Genomic DNA, 19741 nt, shown 5'->3' with positions numbered 1-19741 from the left:
ATGGTCCAAGAAATTCGATTCTCTTTCAATTTTATCAGCAAAAACGTAATGAAGGCAAACCGGCAAAAGTCGCAATTGTTGCTACTTCTCATAAGCTTTTACGCATTATTTTTGGAATGTGGACGTCTGGTCAAGCTTTTAAAACGGGTTGAGTCCACAATTGGAAATTAACTTCCAATAAAACCTTCTCTACTGGGTAGGTTTATTTAGGTACGTCTTTGTTTTATCTATAAAAAATATATTAATGATAGACTTGACTTTGATTAGCTGGTTTATGCGATGCCCTGTCTTCATTGTGATACTGAATATCTCTATTCCAATTTATTTTTTAAGCTTTCATCAGATAAAATAAATAGTATAGACAAGTCATTTATGGATTTAATCTCTACTATTTTTTCATTTATTGGATTTTTCTCCGTTCCAGTTACATGGATTTTACCTCTATTACTTTGATCAGTTGGTTCGTAAATAAATGAAACGTCATAATCGGAATAACCCTTTCGATATACATAAGAATACATATAGTCTTTACCTTCACTACCATCTTGAAAAATAAAATATTGTCCTTCTACTCCTGTCAAAATCGCATTAGCTAACCATTTTTTTACCTCATCAGATTGTTCTGACCCTACTTCGTGCAACTTATAATCGATTATTGCATTCATACTGTCTTCTAAATTTACTTTTTCCTCTGTTGAGCATCCCGAAAATATTAAGACAAATAACATAATAAAAATTAGAATATTAGTTCTCATACAACCTCCATTTAAGTTTTTAGTTTTAAATATGTCTTTACAGGGTTTCGCATAACGTTGCGCATTTCTGACGTCCAAACGACTTAAGGACCGTAGGTCCGGGTGGCTCTGCCACTTAGTCGGTTGGATGTGTCGCCTGACTCTGCATCCTTGAAATCCCTCTTGGCGACTGAGAAGCGCTAGCGACAAAACAGAAATGCATTGTTGAACTAAACCGCTACGCGGTAGCTTTTTAGTTCAACTACTAATCCACGAATTCGTTTATCCCTCCAATACAGATGGATAGACGAATTCGCTTAAATCTCCTGTCAAGAGTGTTAGACGAAGCTATTCATCTGGATCAATGTCTGTCATGCGATCCCGCGTACTCTAGAAATCACCTATATATTTGAAAATAAAGTTATTATCACCTTAAATATACCATATATTGAAATTTTATTGTTAGATATTATGTAGAGATATTAGCACTTTTCATCTAACTATTTATTCATATTTTCTATACAAAAAAAGACCACTCAATATGAGAAAGGTCTTAGCTACAATCAATTCTAAAACGAACATTTAACGTTCACAAGCAATCAAATCTTTGTCTCGGTCGCTTTTTTTATTGGCGTCATAGAGTGCCTGAGAAACAAAAGGCTTGTAATTCGTTTTTCCACCTTTGTTTTTGACTGAGGAAGAACGAGCCACGCCACCTTTGTACACCTTATTTAACTCCGTACAGTTTTTATATGTCACTATCTTTGTTTGTGCTTCTGCTACGCCAGTTGTATTTGAACTAAAACAAAGAATAAGTCCAATAGACAGAAAAATAACGACTACCTTTTTGATACTAACACTTCCTCTCCCATAAATTTTGTAAATTCAACTATAACTCTAATGCTCTCTTTCTTCAAGACCACTAATCAAAAATACAAATGAAGCCTAGATAGCCAGCGTCCCCTTACTAATGAACCCTTCATGGAAAAGTGACTTACAAAAAAAGCACATAGCCCATTGGACTATTGTGCTCTTCTTTTTGATATTGAAATTACCTACGACTGCTTACGAAAAAGTCTATACACACCTGTAACGAGTGAATATAGAGCAGTTAATGTTATGATCGTCACAGCCCATGCGTAATCTTGAACAATGTATGTAAGAGACGAAAGGATAATGAATAGAATGATCCGTAATACGCCCTCTCGTTTGTTTTTGTTTAATTTTTTTCGTTTTGGTTGTTTAGATTGATTAGACAATTAGGTAACCTCCTTTGATTTAATGTTACTACAAGCACAAGATTAATGAAAACTGAAAGGGAAACTCAGATTGTCTTTACTGAGAGAAAAAAGACGTTTCTTCGCTATACAGCCAAGAAACGTCTACTTATCCTTACTATTAAATTATTTACTTTCACCCTCAATTATATATCCGACAAACTCGTAATAATTGAAGAATGAAATACTTCAAAGTTTATCCGTATGGACACCTCGTAGTTTATCGGAACCCTGACAAGTCAATTTGCTTGTATTCCCCGTTTCAATTAACGATTAAAATGCACTTAGTCAAACGTTCGAAAGTGCCTAAGACACCTTATGCTCAATTCTAAGCTTATCAGCTACCATCGCAATAAATTCCGAGTTCGTTGGCTTAGACTTGCTTATATTGATGGTATAGCCGAACAGGTGGCTGATGGAGTCGATGTTGCCGCGTGTCCAGGCCACTTCAATGGCATGACGGATAGCGCGCTCGACGCGGGACGGTGTGGTTTTGAATTTCTCAGCGATGGCAGGGTAGAGCGTTTTGGTGATGGCGCCTAGAATTTCTATATTATTATATACGATGGTGATGGCTTCTCGCAGGTACTGATACCCTTTAATATGCGCAGGAACACCGATTTCATGTATGATGGACGTGATGTTGGCATCTAGATTTTTCCCTTTTCCTAAAGGAACCACGTTGGATCTTTGGTTGTTAGACATCGACGACATGTTAGGTGATGTTACGTTCTGTTGTCCTACAAGTTGGCGAATGCGATTAGCTAGTACTTCCATATCAAACGGTTTCAAGATGTAATATGACGCTCCCAATTGTACTGCACGCTGCGTAATGTTCTCTTGTCCAAAGGCGGTTAGCATAACAATCTTAGGTTGTGGGGATACATTCATTTCACGCAGACGTTCAAGCACACCGAGACCATCTAAATGAGGCATAATAATATCCAGAATAAGTACATCCGGTGCCTTTCTGGATTCATTAATCATATTGAGCACTTCCTCGCCATTGTAAGCGATTCCTGTAACAACCATATCTTCTTGCTCGGAAATGTATTCTGCAAGTAAGTTTGTAAATTCCCGGTTATCATCGGCTAGCAATATCTCAATTTTTTGCACTGGTGGTTCCTCCTTAGGATTCTCTTGTTATTAGGTGTTCATACCCCATCCATGTTTCATCTGCTATGACATAGTTTTCGACATTGAATATGAAATCCCTTCTGTCGAAACTTATTTTTCTTTATTTTTTTATCATAATAATTTATAATAAATATTTTATTTCATCGTTAGACCATTTTCGTGCAATACTGACAAAATAACAAGAAGAACGGTTACTCCTTAAAAGGGTTGTAGGTCCGGGTGGCTCTGCCACTTAGCCGGTTGGATGTGTCGCCTGAATTAACTTCTACGAAACCTCTTCCTGGTGACCAAGGGAGCATAGCGATCGCTGTGATAATGCATTGGTATTCTCAGTTCATACCCGACTGGCTCGGGATTGTACATACAGTCATGGAGTCGGATAGTTCAACGATGCCGCCTTTTTCGTAGGCCTTCTTCCAGCGGTCAGCGCACTGCTCGATCCTCTTCATCCCGATAATGTTGACATCGAATCCATTATCCTCAAAGATCTCTTGGGGGTCTTGCCAGTCATGTTTTGGTCGATGAACAGTCGTTTGAATTCATAGGCAAAGGTTATGGACTTTCCACTAATCTTGGTGACGTATTTTCTCTTCGAAAGATTTTCGCGTTCTACTTTATTAAATAGTTTCTTGCTCATACAACCGCCTCCCACTGCTAGTTCCAGTAAACAAAAAGGTACCCACAGCCTGAACACCTTTTTTCTAAGTGTCCACTCTATGGGTACTAGTTTATCAGGGAGTGCTTTTTTTTGGATCCTCGCTCATATTACTGATTAATGATTCATCCCGTGGTTAAATATTACGACATTCCCTATGCCTGTGCCTACGGTCACCACGCCACCACTAACTAGTAAAAATACGATCGCCATCGAACACAATACCTTTGATACTTTTTTCATTTTTTAAATCCCCTTTCAGAATTTTTTTGGATATTGAAGTGTACTCCTCTAACTGTTCTTGCGATGCATAAGTTCTAAAAGATTCAAACAGTACGCAGATTTTCTTGAATCCGGTATCATCTCTGAGCTTATCAGATGTTACCAAAACTTTTAAGATTACATTTATAGCAATTTCATGTTTATTTTCCTTAAATCTGTATATTGATAGAAGATAAAGATAATCTACGTAATACCGGATGTTTTCTTTCGTTTCGTAGTAATCTCCCCTTCTCTCTATCTTCTCCCCGAACTTGGTTAGAATATGGTCTACATTAAAGTTATGCATAATGGCTGATTCTAATATCGTAATGATGCCCGGTAATAACTCCTCCTCTTCGCTCTCGCTAATAAAATTAACGTATTCTTCTAACACTTCCTCCTTGCCTTCAAGCAAATCTAATGTGTATGTATTGGCTCTAGCCGTTGTTTTATAGTAATCGACTTCTTCCTGCCCTTCTTTGTCTAATTCATTAACCCAACCAAGTTTAGAGTATTTCTCTATACAGTTTCTGGATTCACCTAACTTAAATAATTTTTGCAGCGCTATACCCTTAGCCATCAAGCTAAACCCCAGATAATATATGATATTGTGTTTAAATAAGTAAGTGGCTAACCGCTCGCCTTTAGCACGTTGGAGTTGACGTTCCTCATATACGCTATATGCACAAGTATATAACTGATCTGCAATCTGTATCATTTGTTCGTGAGCATCAAGTGCGAAGGCGCCTTTTAGCATCTCTGTCAATGAATCAAGATTTAATATATCATTTAAATCTAGTTCCATCATAGTTACTCCCTTCATATTACTTTTTACCCATTATTATACTATTCATTTCGTCCTATGGTCAATTAATTTTTACATCATTTAAAATTAATCACAAAAAAAGGTCTAGATAGTTCTTCGACTCTTCAGGATTTATCGCCTGAATCTACTTCTCACCCATAATTGGCCCAAAACACATAGAATGATGTGAAATAAGGTCTGTGGTGTCCGTTCAATCGATATCAAGCACTGATTTTGGTTTTGATCCCTTATTATTACAACAAAAAAATCTTAAGGCTAACTCGCCTTAAGATTCTTCTGATCAGAACTCTTGGACATAATACCTGAATCCTGTAACATCCATTCAATGAAACATCCATACCCCGACTTCGGATCATTCACGAATACATGTGTTACAGCACCAATTAATTTACCATCCTGAATGATCGGACTACCACTCATACCCTGTACGATTCCACCGGTTTTGCTGATCAACTTCGGATCCGTAATTCGAAGTACAAGTCCCTTAGTCGCAGGGCTATCTTGACTCGCTACATGAACGATACTAACATTGAAACGTTCGACGTGTTGACCATCTACAACCGTTAATATTTCTGCTGGTCCTTCTTTTACTTCTTCCGCAAAAGCAATCGGTATCGGTTTATTGTATAAGCCATGTTCAGGATTCTGCGACATTTTCCCAAAAATACCAAAATGCGTGTTATTCTCAATGTTACCTAATATGTTACTTTCTTTCAAGAAATGAGCTCTCTTCTCACCCGGTTCTCCATCTTGGCTTTTGGAGATGGAGGTAACGTTGGATTGAACAATTTCTCCACTTCCCACGACGATCGGCGTCTGAGTATTCATATCGGTTATCACATGTCCTAATGCACCATATACGCCTTGATCTGGAGCATAGAAGGTAAGAGTGCCTACACCCGCAGCAGAGTCACGTATATAGAGACCAAGCCGCCACGTTTTGTCTTCACTATCGTAAGCAGGTGTTAATTTTGTAGTCAGGCTTTTATCTCCTCTTTTGAAGGAAATTTTGATATCCTGTTTCTTCTTACCTGCTTCTTCCACTGCTTTAGCGACCTTACTAATATCACTCAACGGAACACCATCCATGTGGGTCATTAAATCCCCTAACTGGATGCCTGCAAGTTCACCAGGAGAGATACGAGTATCTTGTTGCACTTTCACTAAATGATGTCCTACGACAAGAATGCCTGCAGACTTCACTTTAACACCAATCGTTTGCCCCCCTGGAATCACTTTCAAACCAGGAACAACTTGAATTCGTACCGTTTTGAAAGGAATAGTACCAAATAACTTTAGCGTCACTCTTGCTTTACCGCTATGCTGGGGGCTTAGCTGCAAAGGATGACTCGGGGATACTTGCAGCGTTGGATTAGCTGAGCCATTAAGCTGGAGCACATCAGGCCGATCCACAGATGCTTGAGAGTACACTGGAACCGCGAGCTGAAGCTCTGAGGTATGATCTGTAAACATTCTCAGTTCATTCGGCATAGCCGCATAGCTCTTCACAGGTTCACTTGTGCCAATAAAACATAAAAGAAAGGCAGTTAAAAGACCAAACAATTTCTTCCTGAGGTTGGAGTTCAAGTAGCTGTCACACTCCCTTATGCTTCTTTCGCTTGACGAAAGATGGTCGCCAATTGCGTACCTTTAAGATAACCCCGCCCTCAGGCTTTTATTACTGTCAATCATTACTCCATATCCTCATCTGACAGCTTTTCTCGCCTCTGCCAGCTTCAACATTTCTTGGGCATGATGGAGTGTCTTTTCAGTGATTTCTACCCCGCCAAGCATACGCGCAAGTTCTTCTACTCGTCCCTGCTCAGATAAAGATTCCACACGGGTCATGGTGCGTCCATTCGTGATATTCTTCTCAATTAAATATTGGTGATCCGCCATACATGCCACTTGTGGCAAGTGAGTAATCGAGAACACTTGGCATGAATCGGATAATTTGAACAGTTTCTCTGCAATGGATTGCGCAGCTCTCCCACTGACCCCCGTATCCACCTCATCAAAGATAAGGACAGGGATGCGATCATGCCGAGCAAATATGCTTTTTAGAGCTAACATGATTCTTGATAACTCCCCACCAGATGCGATTTTCCCAAGCGGTCTTAACGGTTCGCCAGGGTTCGGGGAAATCATAAATTCAACATTATCTATGCCTTGCTTCGTTAATCTCACCTTATGTCCGGCTACATCATATCCACGCGGATCTTCAAGAAGATCGAGCTTAACTTGTAATGAAGTTCTTCCCATTTGAAGGTCTTTTAATTCACCTTCGACTTGCTCAGCTAGATCAGCTGAACATTGTCTTCGCGCTTCACTTAGTTCATGTGCAGATTGAAGTAAACTTGCCAGCATTCCATCCCGCTGCTTCTGAAGCTCTTCCAATCGCTCATCTTTATGTTCAAGCAGATCACTTTCCTGCTTAATGTTCTCATAATAAGATAGAATTTGTTCAATACTATCACCATATTTCCGCTTTAAGGTAAGGATTATATCCAGCCTTTGTTCAATCTCTTCTAATCGCTCGGGATTAAATTCAATGTTCTCTCGATAATCCCTTAATTGAAACGTGACATCCTCTAACTGAAAAAAGGCAGTCTGTAACTGATCTAGAATAGGCTTAAGACCTTTTTCATCAAACCCGGTAACATCTTTAAGACCTGAAATCGCTGAACTGATGGAGCTGAGCCCACTTGAACCATGGAGAATATTGTACGAACCCGAAACGGAGTCCATCATTTTCTCACTAGAGGATAGCTTCACCCTTTCTTCGCCTAACCATTCATCTTCTTCCAATTTTAATTGTGCTGATGAAATTTCTTCAAGTTGAAAACGATATAAATCCAGCATTTGATAAGCTTTTTGACTTGAGCTTTGCAGTTCCCTTAGTTCTTTCTCTACCTTGGCGAAGGCAGAATATTTCTCTTTATATTGTTGCTTAATGGAACCTATAATGTGCTCTCCATATGTATCCAGTAGATGAAGATGTCGGTCTGGTTTGAGCAAGTTCTGATGTTCATGCTGACCATGAATGTTGACTAATAATTCACCAACCTCACGTAACATAGTTAAATTAACAAGTTGTCCATTAATACGTGATGTACTCTTACCTGTAGCTGTAATTTCACGTCTGATCACTAAATGCTCATCATGATTACCCTCAATGCCCATTCTGACTAAAGCGTCCCATACCGGATGTCCTTGCCCTAGTTCAAACAGACCTTCAATTTCAGCTTTGTCACAGTCATAACGAATTAAATCGGCGGAACCTCTGCCACCAGCCAGTAAACCTAGTGCATCAATGATAATCGACTTCCCTGCACCCGTCTCTCCTGTAAGAACGTGAAAACCAGAATAAAAGTGTACATCAACAGCTTCAACGACTGCTAAATTTCGAATAGCTAATGTTACAAGCATGAATGTTTTCTCGCCTCCCGCCGATTGAATAATCTTAAGAAATGAATCCCTTAATTTGTTTGACAACAAACTCACTGTCTTCTTGTTCACGACATATCATCAATATTGTATCATCTCCACAAATCGTACCCATCGTCTGATTCCATTCCATGTTATCAAGTAGAACAGCGACGGAATTAGCCGTACCAGGCAAACATTTAATGACGACCAAGTTGTTCGTATAGTCAATATGAACGAAATTATCCACAAGAGCTCGCTTCAACTTCGCAATAGGATTATATCGCTGATCGGTAGGCAGAGAATATTTATATCTTCCATCGTCCATTGGCACTTTAATCAGCAGTAGCTCTTTAATGTCACGTGACACGGTCGCCTGTGTAACTTGGAATCCAGCTTGCCTTAAATTCTCTACAAGCTCGTCTTGCGTCTCAATATCCTGATGTGTAATAATTTCCCGTATTTTTATATGCCTTTGACCCTTCATAGTTGCCTCCTGAGATATGCTCATATTTATTCATCGTGACCCTTCCACTCTTCCTCGTCCCAATCGAACTCAATAAGACGTACTTCTCGCTTCGTAACATCTAAGTGCAATATACCGCTACAATCCGGATATAACAAAAAATAAGGTAACAGCTGATCCCTTATTCCACTCCCCGTCCACTCCAGTGGCTTACGATGACGTGCCATCTTTACTAGGTAAACTCCACCATTTGCTCCTGACACAACATAATCAATAAATAGTCGGCTTTGATAACTATCTTCCTCCACTTCGAAGTACAGTGGAATTTTGACTCGGCCCCCTAACACTTCATAACCAGCACTGAGCAATAGATCTACGGCCGGATGATCTGGTATGTATTCATTCATTGGAATGACTAACCCTCGTGTGGATGATGAATCCAGGAGCCAATTCCTGATGAGGTAAATGACACCCACAATGAGAATAATGCCGATCAGAGCCATAACAATAACGTCAGCTCGTCCCTCCATCCATATCACCTCGTGATTGTATTCGCGAATCTTGAAATGAACTCCTTTTTTTCAGTAAAAGAAACCCATCTATTTAGATGAGTTTCCTTTAAAAGTGTATGTTGCATCTTTAACGACACCCTCAACAAGGTCTTTGAAACTCTGACTATCCTTGGGCAGAGTCGCTTCATCAGCGCCATCCAGTCCCCAATGGGCAAGGAACTCAATATTTCCTTCCCCTCCAGTAATAGGGGAGAACGTTAGTCCTTGAAGATGGAAGCCCATCTCTTGTGCGAAAGTCAATACGGTCATCAATACGTCGCGATGTACGGCCGAATCTCGAACCACACCGGATTTCCCTACTTTATCTCTTCCAGCTTCAAATTGAGGCTTAATCAGAGCGACAACATGAGCTGCTTTATCCAAGAGCGCAATAAGCGGTGGCAGAATAATTCTAAGCGATATGAATGAAACATCAATGCTAGCAAAATTCGGTGTAGGCCCTTGCAAATCTTGTGGCGTCACATATCGAAAATTCGTTCTTTCCATTACCGTGACGCGCTCGTCATTACGAAGAGACCAATCTAATTGATTATATCCTACATCAATGGCATAGACATGCTTGGCACCATGTTGAAGTGCACAGTCTGTGAACCCGCCTGTTGATGAACCTATATCAAGCATGACCACATCATCCATCTCAAGCCCAAAAGATGTCAGCGCTTTTTTTAGCTTCAATCCCCCACGTCCTACATAAGGATGAACTGCGCCTTTAACTCTAATCTCAGCATCTCTTGGGACCTTCATCCCTGGTTTCTCAATTCGCTCTTCAGCAGCAAATACAAGTCCAGCCATGATGGCTGCTTTGGCTTTCTCGCGACTGTCATATAGCCCCTGCTCCACCAGCAGGATATCAATCCGTTCTTTTTCCATATCATTCACCTGATTCTGTCTTTACGCCTTATGACGGAAAGTTACTTTTCCCATATTCGTATGGATGAAGCGCCATGAGACTACGAATTTCAGTACATACTGCTTCAGCAGTAAGTCCCGTTTCCTCACGCTGTTCCTTAATACTCCCGTGCTCAATAAATAAGTCAGGAACACCCATTAACGATACCGTAGTATCAAATATATGTTGCTTACTGTAGAATTCTAATATTGCACTTCCTAAACTACCTGCTTCACTCGCTTCTTCCAGTACAATCATGTTTGTTCTGGATTTGGCAAGTTCACGTAACATTTTCTCATCAACAGGCTTCATGAAACGCGCGTTAACCACATGTAATGATATGCCCTCACGTTTCAGCTGTTCCGCTGCTTCTAATGCGACCTGCACCATAGGACCTGCAGCAAGTACGGCATAGCCTTCACCTTCTCGTACTGTTTCCCATGTCCCAATTGGAATAGCTGTCAATGTCTCATCCATAGGTACACCAAGACCATTAATTCGAGGATAGCGATACGCAATCGGACCATCATTATATTCTAGCGCCGTAAACATCATATGGCGAAGCTCATTCTCATCTTTAGGCATCATAATAACCATATTCGGAATATGACGCATAAAAGCGATATCATAAACACCCTGATGTGTCTCTCCATCCGCCCCGACAAAGCCAGCGCGATCAATCGCGAACATGACATTGGCATTATGGCGGCATATATCATGGACAATCTGATCATACGCACGTTGCATAAATGTAGAATACACTGCAAACACAGGCTTCATACCTTCCATGGCTAATGCTGCACACATGGTTGCCGCATGTTGTTCTGCAATCCCAACATCAATCATGCGGTCTGGGAATTTCAGACTAAAAGGAAATAACCCCGATCCTCCAGGCATTGCCGGAGTTACCGCTACAATTCTAGAATCCTTTTCACCAAGCTCAATTAAGGTCTGGGCAAACACATCTGTATACATGGGGTTACCCACCGATTTCAATACCTGGCCTGATTCCATCTTGTACGGCGTAATCCCGTGCCATTTAAACGAATCCACTTCAGCTGGTTGGTAACCTTTCCCCTTCGTTGTTAACACATGAACAAATACAGGTCCATCTACATTATCTGCTTGCTGGAACGTTTCAATCAATTTCAGAAGATCATGGCCATCCACAGGTCCAAGGTAAGTAAATCCCAGTTCTTCAAAAAGAACCCCTGGTACAACCATATACTTCAGACTATCCTTCATCTTCTCAGCAGTCTTTGCTAATTTACCACCGATGGCAGGAATTCTCTTGAGTAACAGCTCAATTTCATCCTTAGCTCGCAAATAAAAACGATCTGATCGAAGTTTACTGAGGTAATTATGCATGGCCCCTACATTCGGAGCAATTGACATTTCATTATCATTTAGCACAACCATCAACTTCTTCTGCTCATGACCAATATGATTTAGAGCTTCAAAAGCCATGCCACCCGTTAAGGCACCATCACCAATTAGAGCGACTACCTTGTTATCTTCGCCCTTCAGATCTCTCGCTAGAGCCATACCCATGGCAGCTGATAATGAGGTACTACTGTGACCCGCTTCCCAGACGTCATGTTCACTTTCCGATCTCTTCACGAATCCACATAACCCTTTATATTTACGCAATGTATCGAAACGGTCCATACGACCTGTCAGTATTTTGTGAACATAAGCTTGATGTCCAACATCAAATAAAAATTTATCCGTGGGGCTGTTATAACAGTAATGTAAGGCAAGGGTCAGTTCCACCACTCCCAAGTTTGATGCGAGATGTCCTCCTGTAACAGAAAGCTTCTCAATCAAAAACTGACGAATTTCAGTTGCCAGAGACGACAGCTCGTCAACCGATAGTGATTTCAATTGCCCTGGCTGTTTAATTTGTGGAAGTAGCACTAGAATCTCCCCACTTTTCTTCTAGGATTGTGATGATATTTAACTTCTAATTCATCATCACTTTATTTATTCGTAAGTCCAAACTTAAATTTCATCTATATAATTATATCACATATGATCCCAATTCTTAAACTTTAGGTCTTTAGTGGTCTCTATTCATCAAGTAATCGGCAATTTCAAGTAACCGCTGTGGATTTTGGAATCCAGCTTCTGAAATCGTTGTTTTCGCTTGGTTCGTCAAAGACTCAACTTGTTCTTTCGAAGCTTCTAATCCGATGAAATAAGGATACGTTACTTTCTCCTGTTTAACGTCACTTTGAACTTTCTTACCAAGCTTAGTCTCGTCTCCGATCAGATCTAATATATCGTCTTTAATCTGGAAAGCCAGTCCAATGTGATGTCCGAACAGACGGAGCGCCTCAAGCTTAGCTTCATCCGCTCCTGCGATATGACCACCAGCAAGTAATGAGAAGATAATCAGATCACTTGTTTTGTGAAGATGAATGTACTCCAGTTGAGATAGATCGGTCAGGCCTTGCTCCCCTTCCATATCGGCAACTTGCCCGCCAACCATACCTCGCGGTCCCGCCATTTCGGATAAATCCTCTACAATAGCTAGGACGCGTTCTGCGGATATACCATGCTTACGTGAGAGCTGTATCAACTGATAGAAAGCGTGAGTTAACAGACCATCTCCTGCCAGTATTGCCATAGCTTCCCCATATACTTTGTGATTCGTCAGCTTACCACGTCGATAATCATCATTATCCATTGGAGGTAAGTCATCATGAATCAGAGAATATGTATGCACCATTTCAACAGAACAAGCTGCCTCAAGGGCAGCTTCCTTATTTCCACCAAGCGCTTCACAAGCTGCAATCACAAGGATAGGCCGCAGTCTCTTCCCACCCGCAAGCAGTGAGTATGTCATAGATTCTTTTAACGTAGTAGGAACATCCCACTGAGATGGAAGAATATCAGATAAAGCCGAAGTGACTTTATCACTTATTACAGCAATATATTGGTCAAAAGAAAGCTGATTACTCAAGCGGTTCACCTCCGTCAACTGGAGCTCCGAAAGGCTTCTTCCGAAGTTCACCATCTTCTTCTACGATCATTTCGATTTTGTGCTCTACCTGCTCTAACTTCTTACTGCAGAGCTGGGATAGCCCCATTCCCTTTTGAAATAATTCAATAGCCTTTTCCAAAGGGACATCTCCATGCTCTAGCTCGCCCACGATTTCCTCTAGCTGGTTCATTGCATCCTCGAAATTAAGCTCAATTTCCTTTGCCTTCGCCATGACCTTGCTCTTCCTCCTTTATCGCCCATACCTGGCAGTCAAGTTGTCCATCGTTTACTTTGATCTTCATTACATCTCCAAGCTGAACATCCTTGACCGACTTAATTAAGTGTTGCTCCTGTTCATCGTAAACAAGGCTATACCCTCTAGACATCACCTTTAGGGGACTTAGAGCATCCAGCTGTCTCATCGATGAACCTAATTGCGATTGATTACTCTTAAGAATGGATTGCATAGCCAATTGAAGCTGACGATGGCTTGCGTCTCCATTTTTCTTAGCCGCGGCTATTTGTTCCTTCGGATTAAATCTTAATAGACTATGGTAAACTCGTGATTGCTGCTCGCGATTGAACTTCACACGAGACTGAATCGATCGCGTAAATTGCTGGTGTAATCTATCCAAACGTTCGGTGTACTGAAGCACAGACCTTTTCGGATGAACAAGAACAGGTGAACGTTGCAAAGAACTAAGTCGCTGCCGATACCGTTGAACGCGTTGTCTAAGCGCTTGTCGCAATTGACGTTCACGTTGCTGGATCTGACTCTTAATCTCGGTTGCTACGGGAACAGCCAGTTCAGCCGCAGCCGTCGGTGTTGCCGCCCGAAGATCGCTGACGAAGTCCGCAATTGTAAAGTCCGTCTCGTGGCCCACAGCGGATATAATCGGAATTTTGGATCGATATATCGCTTTAGCCACTACTTCCTCATTAAAAGCCCATAATTCTTCTAAGGAGCCGCCGCCTCTACCCACGATTAACACATCAGCTTCCGCTAATTTATTCATGGCCGTGATTGCCTTCACAATAGAGGGCGCAGCACCTTTGCCTTGCACTAGCACCGGATATAGCATGATGTTCACTTGTGGATATCGACGTTGCAGAGTAATCATAATATCCCTTACAGCAGCACCCGTTGGAGACGTAATGACACCAATGGTCTTAGGATAAGCTGGAAGAGTCTGCTTGTGTTCATATGCAAACAATCCTTCCTCCTCTAGCTTTTTCTTAAGTTGCTCGTAAGCAAGATATAGACTGCCAATCCCATCAGGTTGCATATGGTTGGCATAGAATTGATACTGCCCATCACGCTCGTAGACGGTCACATTCCCTCTTGCAATCACCATCGCTCCTTCTTTAGGTATGAAGGGAAGCTTTTGGTTATGCGATCCAAACATGATAGCACGAATACGACTACTCTCGTCCTTTAGCGTGAAATACATATGTCCGCTGGAATGATGAGTGAAATTGGATATTTCACCCCGAATCCACACATCAGATAGCACCACATCCGAATCTAGCTTCATCCGGATATAGCGATTCAAATCTTTAATGGATAATACCTTTTGCTGTTCCATGGGAATCTCCCTTTATGCCAATCCGTGGTGCCGTTTGGCGGCAATCAGCGTATTTTGCATTAACATCGTTATCGTCATGGGACCTACGCCTCCAGGTACAGGTGTAATCGGGCCTGATACTTCTTTGACACTCTCGAAGTCAACATCTCCAGCTAGTTTACCATTCGGAAGACGATTCATACCTACATCAATGACAACCGCACCTGGCTTCACGAAGCTTGCATCAATAAAGTTAGCCCGTCCAATCGCAACAACCAGAATATCAGCTTGGCGAGCGATTTCAGCCATATTAGCTGTACGAGAGTGACACATTGTAACGGTAGCATTTTCACGCTGAAGTAATAGCGATACAGGCTTACCCACAATGTTACTACGTCCAATAACAACCGCATGTTTCCCTGACATTTCCACACCAGCACGTTTGATTAATTCAATGACACCTGCGGGTGTACAAGGAAGCAGACTATCATCCCCAATAACTAGATTACCCACATTGATGGGATGAAAACCATCCACATCTTTATCGACAGCTATTGCATTGATAATCGCTTTCTCTTCAATATGGCTTGGAAGGGGAAGTTGAACAAGAATACCGTCAATATTTGCTTGCGCATTTAGCTTGTCGACTAGCGCTAATAGATCTGCTTGGGAAGTCTGTGCTTCTAAACGATGAACTTCAGAGTAGTATCCTAAATCATGACATGCCTTCTCTTTATTTCGAACATACACTTGAGAAGCAGGGTCTTCGCCCACCAATACAACCGCTAGCCCAGGAACAACGCCTTGTCCAGCAAGTTCTTGTACCACCGTAGCGATACCACCACGTATTTCATCAGATACCTGTTTACCGCTAATGATTGTTGCAGTCATGATATTCTCTCCCTTGAATTCATAATTGTATGGTCTGTATTTAGTGACGTTGCTCTTTAAGTTGATCCAAATCTTTAATCATGTTACCTAGCACACCATTAACGAATTTACCCGAATCTTCAGTACCGAAGTGCTTAGCAAGATCAATTGCCTCATTGACAACCACTTTAGCCGGTACATCATCTTGATAGACCATTTCATAAGAAGCTAGACGAAGCACCTGACGATCCACACGCGACAACCGACTGATCTGCCATCCAACCAGATAATGACCCAATAATTCATCTATTGCGACTTTATTAGTCCATGTTCCATTCACAAGTTCCAATACATATTCCTTTAGCTTTATTTCATCTTTAATCACACGATCCGTCTCATTTTCTTCTGAAGCCTCTTCAAGTAAAGTCGACACAGCTTCTTCACTGTCCACCAGGTTCATTTCCATTTGGTACAAGCTTTGCACCACGATCTCTCTAGCTATACGTCTTTTCATTATTGTTCTCGTTCCTCCTGAGACTTCTCAAATTGCCTTTATTGTTTCTATATGAATCAAGGATAACCCTATTCACTTACATTTGTACAAAAAAACCCTAGATAATTTCCCTCCAAAAAATGGGCGTCAAGAATTGCAGCTCTTTTTCCGGAGGAAGCATATCATAGGGTTCACTTAAATGGACGCCAACGGGAAGACAACCATTGTCCAAGTTCTCTCCAATGTACGAGAGAACTTTGACTTAAGTCTTTTCTCTTACCGAGGGTATATCCAATGAACACAACCAATGCAAAGAACAACATATTCCAAAAACCAGCGATCAAATATATAGAACCGAATAAAATACCACCGGCGACGCCAATCAATCGTCCCCTGTGACTCTCCCACATTTCTTTCCAAAACATCGGGAAATTCACCTCTATTCTACTCTACTCTTAAAACTTGGTGACTGCGCTACATTCGCAATGTATACAGTGACATTTGCTACCGGGATCCCTGTGGTTTCTTGCAAATAATCATGAACCTGCTTCTGAATATCAGAAGTCATGACTGGGATTGAAAGATCACCCTCCACAACCGCACGAATGGTAATATCAATTCCTGCTTGCGTTACTCTAATACGAGCTTTGAGATCACGGACACCTCGTACTTTGGATGCTGCCTTCAAGCATAAATTCTCAATTGTCTCAACTGAGATTTGAATTTCACCATATTCAGTACGTTGATCAATAGAAGGAATAGAGTTACGATCACGGCGAATAGAAATGTAGAAGAATCGAATACTAAGTAGGAAGAGAACAACCAACACAATAATTGAGGTAACAAATATCGTGTCATTGTCATAGTCAATCTCATTAAATGGCACAACGCCACTTAGTTGGAGGATGGCTAATACCGCTAGTATAGCGATACTTAAACTATATAAAAATAGCAAGAGTCTGTCCAATAATTTGGCCACGAACAATCCAGCCTCCTTAAATTATAGTAACCCTCGACAGGATATGTCGGGGGTTTGAGTGTCTAGATAGACTGAATATAAAGTTCGCCCCCTATGTTAGAGAGTTCGTCTTTAGTTCTTCACTCTATCTAGACTCCATTATTTAACACGCTGGCTAAACTCTACTTCATCCATCTTCTCCGTACTCTTAAAGTGTACATCATGAATGTGCACATTTACCTCAATCACTGTAAGTCCAGTCATTGTCTCAATCGAACGCTTCACGTTGCGCTGAATTTCAGTTGCTACTTCCGGCAAGCGGTTCCCGTACTCAACGATTACAGATACATCAATGGCTGCTTCTCGTTGTCCAACTTCAACCTTAACGCCCTTGGACAGGTTCTTTCGACCCAATAGCTCAGCGATACCACCAGCAAACCCTCCGCTCATTCCAGCCACGCCCTTGACCTCTACAGTCGCTAATCCAGCAATGACTTCAATGACTTCAGGTGCAATTTGAATCTCACCGATTTCCGTTCGTTCAAATTCAGTCGGTAATAAACTCATAATGAACTCAACACACCTTTCAAGTGAATTTCTTAATTACGAAATATGATTACGCGACATTCGAACAGGAATGCCTTTTTTATTAAATCTACTATATCATTTAGATGTCATTATAACAAACGTCATTCCGCCATTTAGATCTCATGCTCTTCAAGAAATTTGATGTCGAAATCCCCTTCAATGAACGTTGGGTGATTCAACAATTTCTGATGAAATGGAATCGTCGTATGAATCCCTTCAACCGCAAATTCAGACAATGCACGTTTCATCTTCGCGATCGCTTCCCATCGTGTTGGAGCCCATACAATAAGCTTCGCTATCATAGAATCGTAGTACGGGGGTATCGTATACCCTTGATAAGCCGCACTATCGACACGAACACCCGGTCCGCCTGGAGGCAAATAAAATTGAATTTTACCCGGTGCTGGCATAAAGTTCTTATCTGGATCCTCAGCATTTATACGACATTCAATAGCTACACCACGAATCGTGATATCTTCTTGTGTAAATGACAGCGAATGTCCCTCTGCTACAGAAATCATTTCCTTAATCAAATCCACACTAGTTACCATTTCAGTCACAGGATGCTCCACCTGAATACGAGTGTTCATTTCCATGAAGTAGAACTGACCATCTGTACCAAGCAGAAATTCAAGCGTGCCTGCACCAGAATAATGTACTGATTTAGCAGCACGTATAGCAGCTTCTCCCATACGTTCACGAATGTCCTGTGATAGGACTGGGCAAGGTGCTTCCTCAAGTAATTTCTGTCTACGACGTTGAATGGAGCAATCTCGCTCACCTAAATGTACAACGTGTCCGTGTTTATCAGCTATGATCTGAATTTCCACATGCTTCATACCTGTCAAGTACTTCTCTAGATACACGCCTGCATTCCCGAACGCCTTTTGAGCTTCTTGCTGCGCTGCAGTGATCTGCTTAACAAGTGCATCCTCGTCTTCAGCAATGCGAATCCCTTTACCTCCACCGCCAGCCGTCGCCTTAATAATTAAGGGATAACCGATATCACGGCCAATCATAACAGCTTCTTCTAGATTATCTATGATACCATCAGAACCAGGTATAATGGGAACCCCAGCTTCCTTCATCGTCAATTTAGCCACTGATTTGTCACCCATTTTGGTAATCGCCTCTGCGGAAGGACCGATAAATGTAATGTTGCATGATTCACAGATTTCAGCGAAATCAGCATTCTCAGCTAAGAATCCATAACCTGGATGAATAGCATCACAGTCTGTTAGTGTCGCAACACTCATAATATTGGTGATATTCAAGTAACTGTCTTTGGATAATGTTGGACCTATACAATAGGCTTCATCTGCTAGGCGGACATGCAGAGAATCTTTATCAGGTTCTGAATAAACCGCCACCGTTGATATATCAAGTTCACGACAAGCCCGGATAATACGAACCGCAATTTCTCCTCGGTTCGCTACGAGCACTTTATGAAATTTCATTGCGGGTATCCTCCTCAAAAGTTTTCCAACGGAAAACTTACTTATAAGCCACTTTTACTTAAGCATTCATTTTTACTCTGCTCGCACCAAGAAAAGAGGTTGACCAAATTCTACTAGTTGTCCGTTCTCGGCTAGAATTTCAACAATTTCGCCAGTCACTTCTGCTTCCAATTCATTCATAAGCTTCATAGCTTCAATTATACAAACTGTAGATTTCCCTTGGACTTTGTCTCTAACACTTACAAATGGAGCGTCTTCAGGAGATGCAGATCTGTAGAAAGTACCCACCATTGGGGATACAATTTTATGTAATGAGGATGATAAATCTGCCGCTGCAGACTCGCTGCCTGAGTTCAAATCACTAATCGCAGGATTCGATGATTGCTGAACCTGTAAAGGGGCTGCCTGGTATGACTGTGGGATCGACGATTGAAAGTTTACAATTTCAGTTTTCCCTGGTTTACGAATGGATAGACGTGTGCCTTCGGATTCGATCTCCAACTCATGTACGGAGGTCTCGTCTACTAACTTAATCAATTCCTTAATCTCATTCAACTTAAACATTCTGGATTCACTCCTTC

23 protein-coding genes are annotated in these 19741 nt (G+C 41.3%); 1 reads left to right on the top strand and 22 read right to left on the bottom strand.

Annotated features, from left to right (window positions below):
• Positions 1-311: 311 nt before the first annotated feature.
• From J2T13_RS15225 to spo0A, 4 genes are all read right to left on the bottom strand, one after another.
• Positions 312-755, bottom strand: a complete 444-nt coding sequence (locus J2T13_RS15225; protein WP_429372687.1) for a hypothetical protein — start codon at positions 753-755, stop codon at positions 312-314.
• Positions 756-1316: 561 nt separating this feature from the next.
• A complete protein-coding gene (locus tag J2T13_RS15220) occupies positions 1317-1586 on the bottom strand; it encodes an excalibur calcium-binding domain-containing protein (RefSeq protein ID WP_429372704.1) in 270 nt (89 codons plus the stop codon).
• A 203-nt stretch (positions 1587-1789) separates the two neighbouring features.
• On the bottom strand, positions 1790-1993 hold the full coding sequence (locus J2T13_RS15215; RefSeq protein ID WP_429372686.1) for a hypothetical protein: 204 nt from the start codon (positions 1991-1993) through the stop codon (positions 1790-1792).
• A 324-nt stretch (positions 1994-2317) separates the two neighbouring features.
• The gene (gene spo0A, locus J2T13_RS15210) at positions 2318-3127 is read right to left on the bottom strand and encodes a sporulation transcription factor Spo0A (RefSeq protein ID WP_429372684.1); all 810 of its coding nucleotides are present in this window, start codon (positions 3125-3127) and stop codon (positions 2318-2320) included.
• Between the two features lie 240 nt (positions 3128-3367).
• On the opposite strand from spo0A, the gene J2T13_RS15205 reads away from it, so the two are divergent.
• Positions 3368-3556, top strand: a complete 189-nt coding sequence (locus J2T13_RS15205) for a hypothetical protein (protein ID WP_429372682.1) — start codon at positions 3368-3370, stop codon at positions 3554-3556.
• A 37-nt stretch (positions 3557-3593) separates the two neighbouring features.
• Here the strand turns inward: J2T13_RS15205 and J2T13_RS15200 are convergent, their stop codons facing one another.
• The 18 genes from J2T13_RS15200 to accB form a co-directional block, all read right to left on the bottom strand.
• On the bottom strand, positions 3594-3785 hold the full coding sequence (locus tag J2T13_RS15200) for an HTH domain-containing protein (protein WP_429372680.1): 192 nt from the start codon (positions 3783-3785) through the stop codon (positions 3594-3596).
• A 205-nt stretch (positions 3786-3990) separates the two neighbouring features.
• Positions 3991-4872 (bottom strand): DNA-binding protein, encoded by an 882-nt coding sequence (locus tag J2T13_RS15195; RefSeq protein WP_429372678.1) that lies wholly within the window; start codon positions 4870-4872, stop codon positions 3991-3993.
• Between the two features lie 273 nt (positions 4873-5145).
• Positions 5146-6477 (bottom strand): SpoIVB peptidase, encoded by a 1332-nt coding sequence (gene spoIVB / locus J2T13_RS15190; RefSeq protein WP_429372676.1) that lies wholly within the window; start codon positions 6475-6477, stop codon positions 5146-5148.
• A gap of 117 nt (positions 6478-6594) precedes the next feature.
• Complete coding sequence (recN, locus tag J2T13_RS15185) at positions 6595-8319, bottom strand: DNA repair protein RecN (protein ID WP_429372674.1); 1725 nt, start codon at positions 8317-8319, stop codon at positions 6595-6597.
• 34 nt (positions 8320-8353) lie between these two features.
• A complete protein-coding gene (gene ahrC / locus J2T13_RS15180; protein WP_429372672.1) occupies positions 8354-8803 on the bottom strand; it encodes a transcriptional regulator AhrC/ArgR in 450 nt (149 codons plus the stop codon).
• A gap of 26 nt (positions 8804-8829) precedes the next feature.
• Complete coding sequence (locus J2T13_RS15175) at positions 8830-9312, bottom strand: hypothetical protein (RefSeq protein ID WP_429372670.1); 483 nt, start codon at positions 9310-9312, stop codon at positions 8830-8832.
• 69 nt (positions 9313-9381) lie between these two features.
• The gene (locus J2T13_RS15170) at positions 9382-10224 is read right to left on the bottom strand and encodes a TlyA family RNA methyltransferase (protein ID WP_429372668.1); all 843 of its coding nucleotides are present in this window, start codon (positions 10222-10224) and stop codon (positions 9382-9384) included.
• Between the two features lie 28 nt (positions 10225-10252).
• On the bottom strand, positions 10253-12160 hold the full coding sequence (gene dxs, locus J2T13_RS15165; protein ID WP_429372666.1) for a 1-deoxy-D-xylulose-5-phosphate synthase: 1908 nt from the start codon (positions 12158-12160) through the stop codon (positions 10253-10255).
• Between the two features lie 142 nt (positions 12161-12302).
• Entirely contained in the window at positions 12303-13262 is a 960-nt protein-coding gene (locus J2T13_RS15160) for a polyprenyl synthetase family protein (RefSeq protein WP_429372664.1), read from the bottom strand.
• A complete protein-coding gene (gene xseB / locus J2T13_RS15155) occupies positions 13201-13461 on the bottom strand; it encodes an exodeoxyribonuclease VII small subunit (protein ID WP_429372662.1) in 261 nt (86 codons plus the stop codon). The genes J2T13_RS15160 and xseB overlap by 62 nt, the downstream gene beginning before the upstream one ends.
• Positions 13439-14815, bottom strand: coding sequence for an exodeoxyribonuclease VII large subunit (xseA, locus tag J2T13_RS15150; RefSeq protein WP_429372660.1), 1377 nt, complete (start codon positions 14813-14815; stop codon positions 13439-13441). The genes xseB and xseA overlap by 23 nt, the downstream gene beginning before the upstream one ends.
• A gap of 12 nt (positions 14816-14827) precedes the next feature.
• The gene (folD, locus tag J2T13_RS15145) at positions 14828-15685 is read right to left on the bottom strand and encodes a bifunctional methylenetetrahydrofolate dehydrogenase/methenyltetrahydrofolate cyclohydrolase FolD (RefSeq protein WP_429372658.1); all 858 of its coding nucleotides are present in this window, start codon (positions 15683-15685) and stop codon (positions 14828-14830) included.
• A gap of 40 nt (positions 15686-15725) precedes the next feature.
• The gene (gene nusB / locus J2T13_RS15140) at positions 15726-16178 is read right to left on the bottom strand and encodes a transcription antitermination factor NusB (protein ID WP_429372657.1); all 453 of its coding nucleotides are present in this window, start codon (positions 16176-16178) and stop codon (positions 15726-15728) included.
• Between the two features lie 170 nt (positions 16179-16348).
• Positions 16349-16582 carry a DUF2273 domain-containing protein gene (locus J2T13_RS15135; RefSeq protein WP_429372655.1) on the bottom strand — a complete coding sequence of 78 codons (234 nt, stop codon included), beginning with the start codon at positions 16580-16582 and terminating at the stop codon, positions 16349-16351.
• A gap of 14 nt (positions 16583-16596) precedes the next feature.
• Complete coding sequence (gene amaP / locus J2T13_RS15130; protein ID WP_429372653.1) at positions 16597-17136, bottom strand: alkaline shock response membrane anchor protein AmaP; 540 nt, start codon at positions 17134-17136, stop codon at positions 16597-16599.
• A gap of 138 nt (positions 17137-17274) precedes the next feature.
• Positions 17275-17682, bottom strand: a complete 408-nt coding sequence (locus J2T13_RS15125) for an Asp23/Gls24 family envelope stress response protein (protein WP_429372651.1) — start codon at positions 17680-17682, stop codon at positions 17275-17277.
• 134 nt (positions 17683-17816) lie between these two features.
• A complete protein-coding gene (gene accC / locus J2T13_RS15120; protein ID WP_429372649.1) occupies positions 17817-19160 on the bottom strand; it encodes an acetyl-CoA carboxylase biotin carboxylase subunit in 1344 nt (447 codons plus the stop codon).
• 72 nt (positions 19161-19232) lie between these two features.
• Entirely contained in the window at positions 19233-19724 is a 492-nt protein-coding gene (gene accB, locus J2T13_RS15115) for an acetyl-CoA carboxylase biotin carboxyl carrier protein (protein WP_429372647.1), read from the bottom strand.
• Positions 19725-19741 lie beyond the last annotated feature (17 nt).

It is taken from the genome of Paenibacillus sp. DS2015, assembly GCF_050433705.1.
Taxonomy (GTDB): domain Bacteria; phylum Bacillota; class Bacilli; order Paenibacillales; family Paenibacillaceae; genus Paenibacillus_AQ.
Note: the sequence above shows the minus strand (reverse complement) of the source record. Positions and strands in the feature narration are given on the sequence as shown.

Coding starts and splice junctions, on each gene's coding strand:
- J2T13_RS15225 (WP_429372687.1), bottom strand. CDS start 755: ATGAGAACTAATATTCTAATTTTTATTATGTTATTTGTCTTAATATTT.
- J2T13_RS15200 (WP_429372680.1), bottom strand. CDS start 3,785: ATGAGCAAGAAACTATTTAATAAAGTAGAACGCGAAAATCTTTCGAAG.
- J2T13_RS15195 (WP_429372678.1), bottom strand. CDS start 4,872: ATGATGGAACTAGATTTAAATGATATATTAAATCTTGATTCATTGACA.
- recN (WP_429372674.1), bottom strand. CDS start 8,319: ATGCTTGTAACATTAGCTATTCGAAATTTAGCAGTCGTTGAAGCTGTT.
- ahrC (WP_429372672.1), bottom strand. CDS start 8,803: ATGAAGGGTCAAAGGCATATAAAAATACGGGAAATTATTACACATCAG.
- J2T13_RS15175 (WP_429372670.1), bottom strand. CDS start 9,312: ATGGAGGGACGAGCTGACGTTATTGTTATGGCTCTGATCGGCATTATT.
- J2T13_RS15170 (WP_429372668.1), bottom strand. CDS start 10,224: ATGGAAAAAGAACGGATTGATATCCTGCTGGTGGAGCAGGGGCTATAT.
- J2T13_RS15160 (WP_429372664.1), bottom strand. CDS start 13,262: ATGGTGAACTTCGGAAGAAGCCTTTCGGAGCTCCAGTTGACGGAGGTG.
- xseB (WP_429372662.1), bottom strand. CDS start 13,461: ATGGCGAAGGCAAAGGAAATTGAGCTTAATTTCGAGGATGCAATGAAC.
- xseA (WP_429372660.1), bottom strand. CDS start 14,815: ATGGAACAGCAAAAGGTATTATCCATTAAAGATTTGAATCGCTATATC.
- folD (WP_429372658.1), bottom strand. CDS start 15,685: ATGACTGCAACAATCATTAGCGGTAAACAGGTATCTGATGAAATACGT.
- nusB (WP_429372657.1), bottom strand. CDS start 16,178: ATGAAAAGACGTATAGCTAGAGAGATCGTGGTGCAAAGCTTGTACCAA.
- J2T13_RS15135 (WP_429372655.1), bottom strand. CDS start 16,582: ATGTTTTGGAAAGAAATGTGGGAGAGTCACAGGGGACGATTGATTGGC.
- J2T13_RS15125 (WP_429372651.1), bottom strand. CDS start 17,682: ATGAGTTTATTACCGACTGAATTTGAACGAACGGAAATCGGTGAGATT.
- accC (WP_429372649.1), bottom strand. CDS start 19,160: ATGAAATTTCATAAAGTGCTCGTAGCGAACCGAGGAGAAATTGCGGTT.
- accB (WP_429372647.1), bottom strand. CDS start 19,724: ATGTTTAAGTTGAATGAGATTAAGGAATTGATTAAGTTAGTAGACGAG.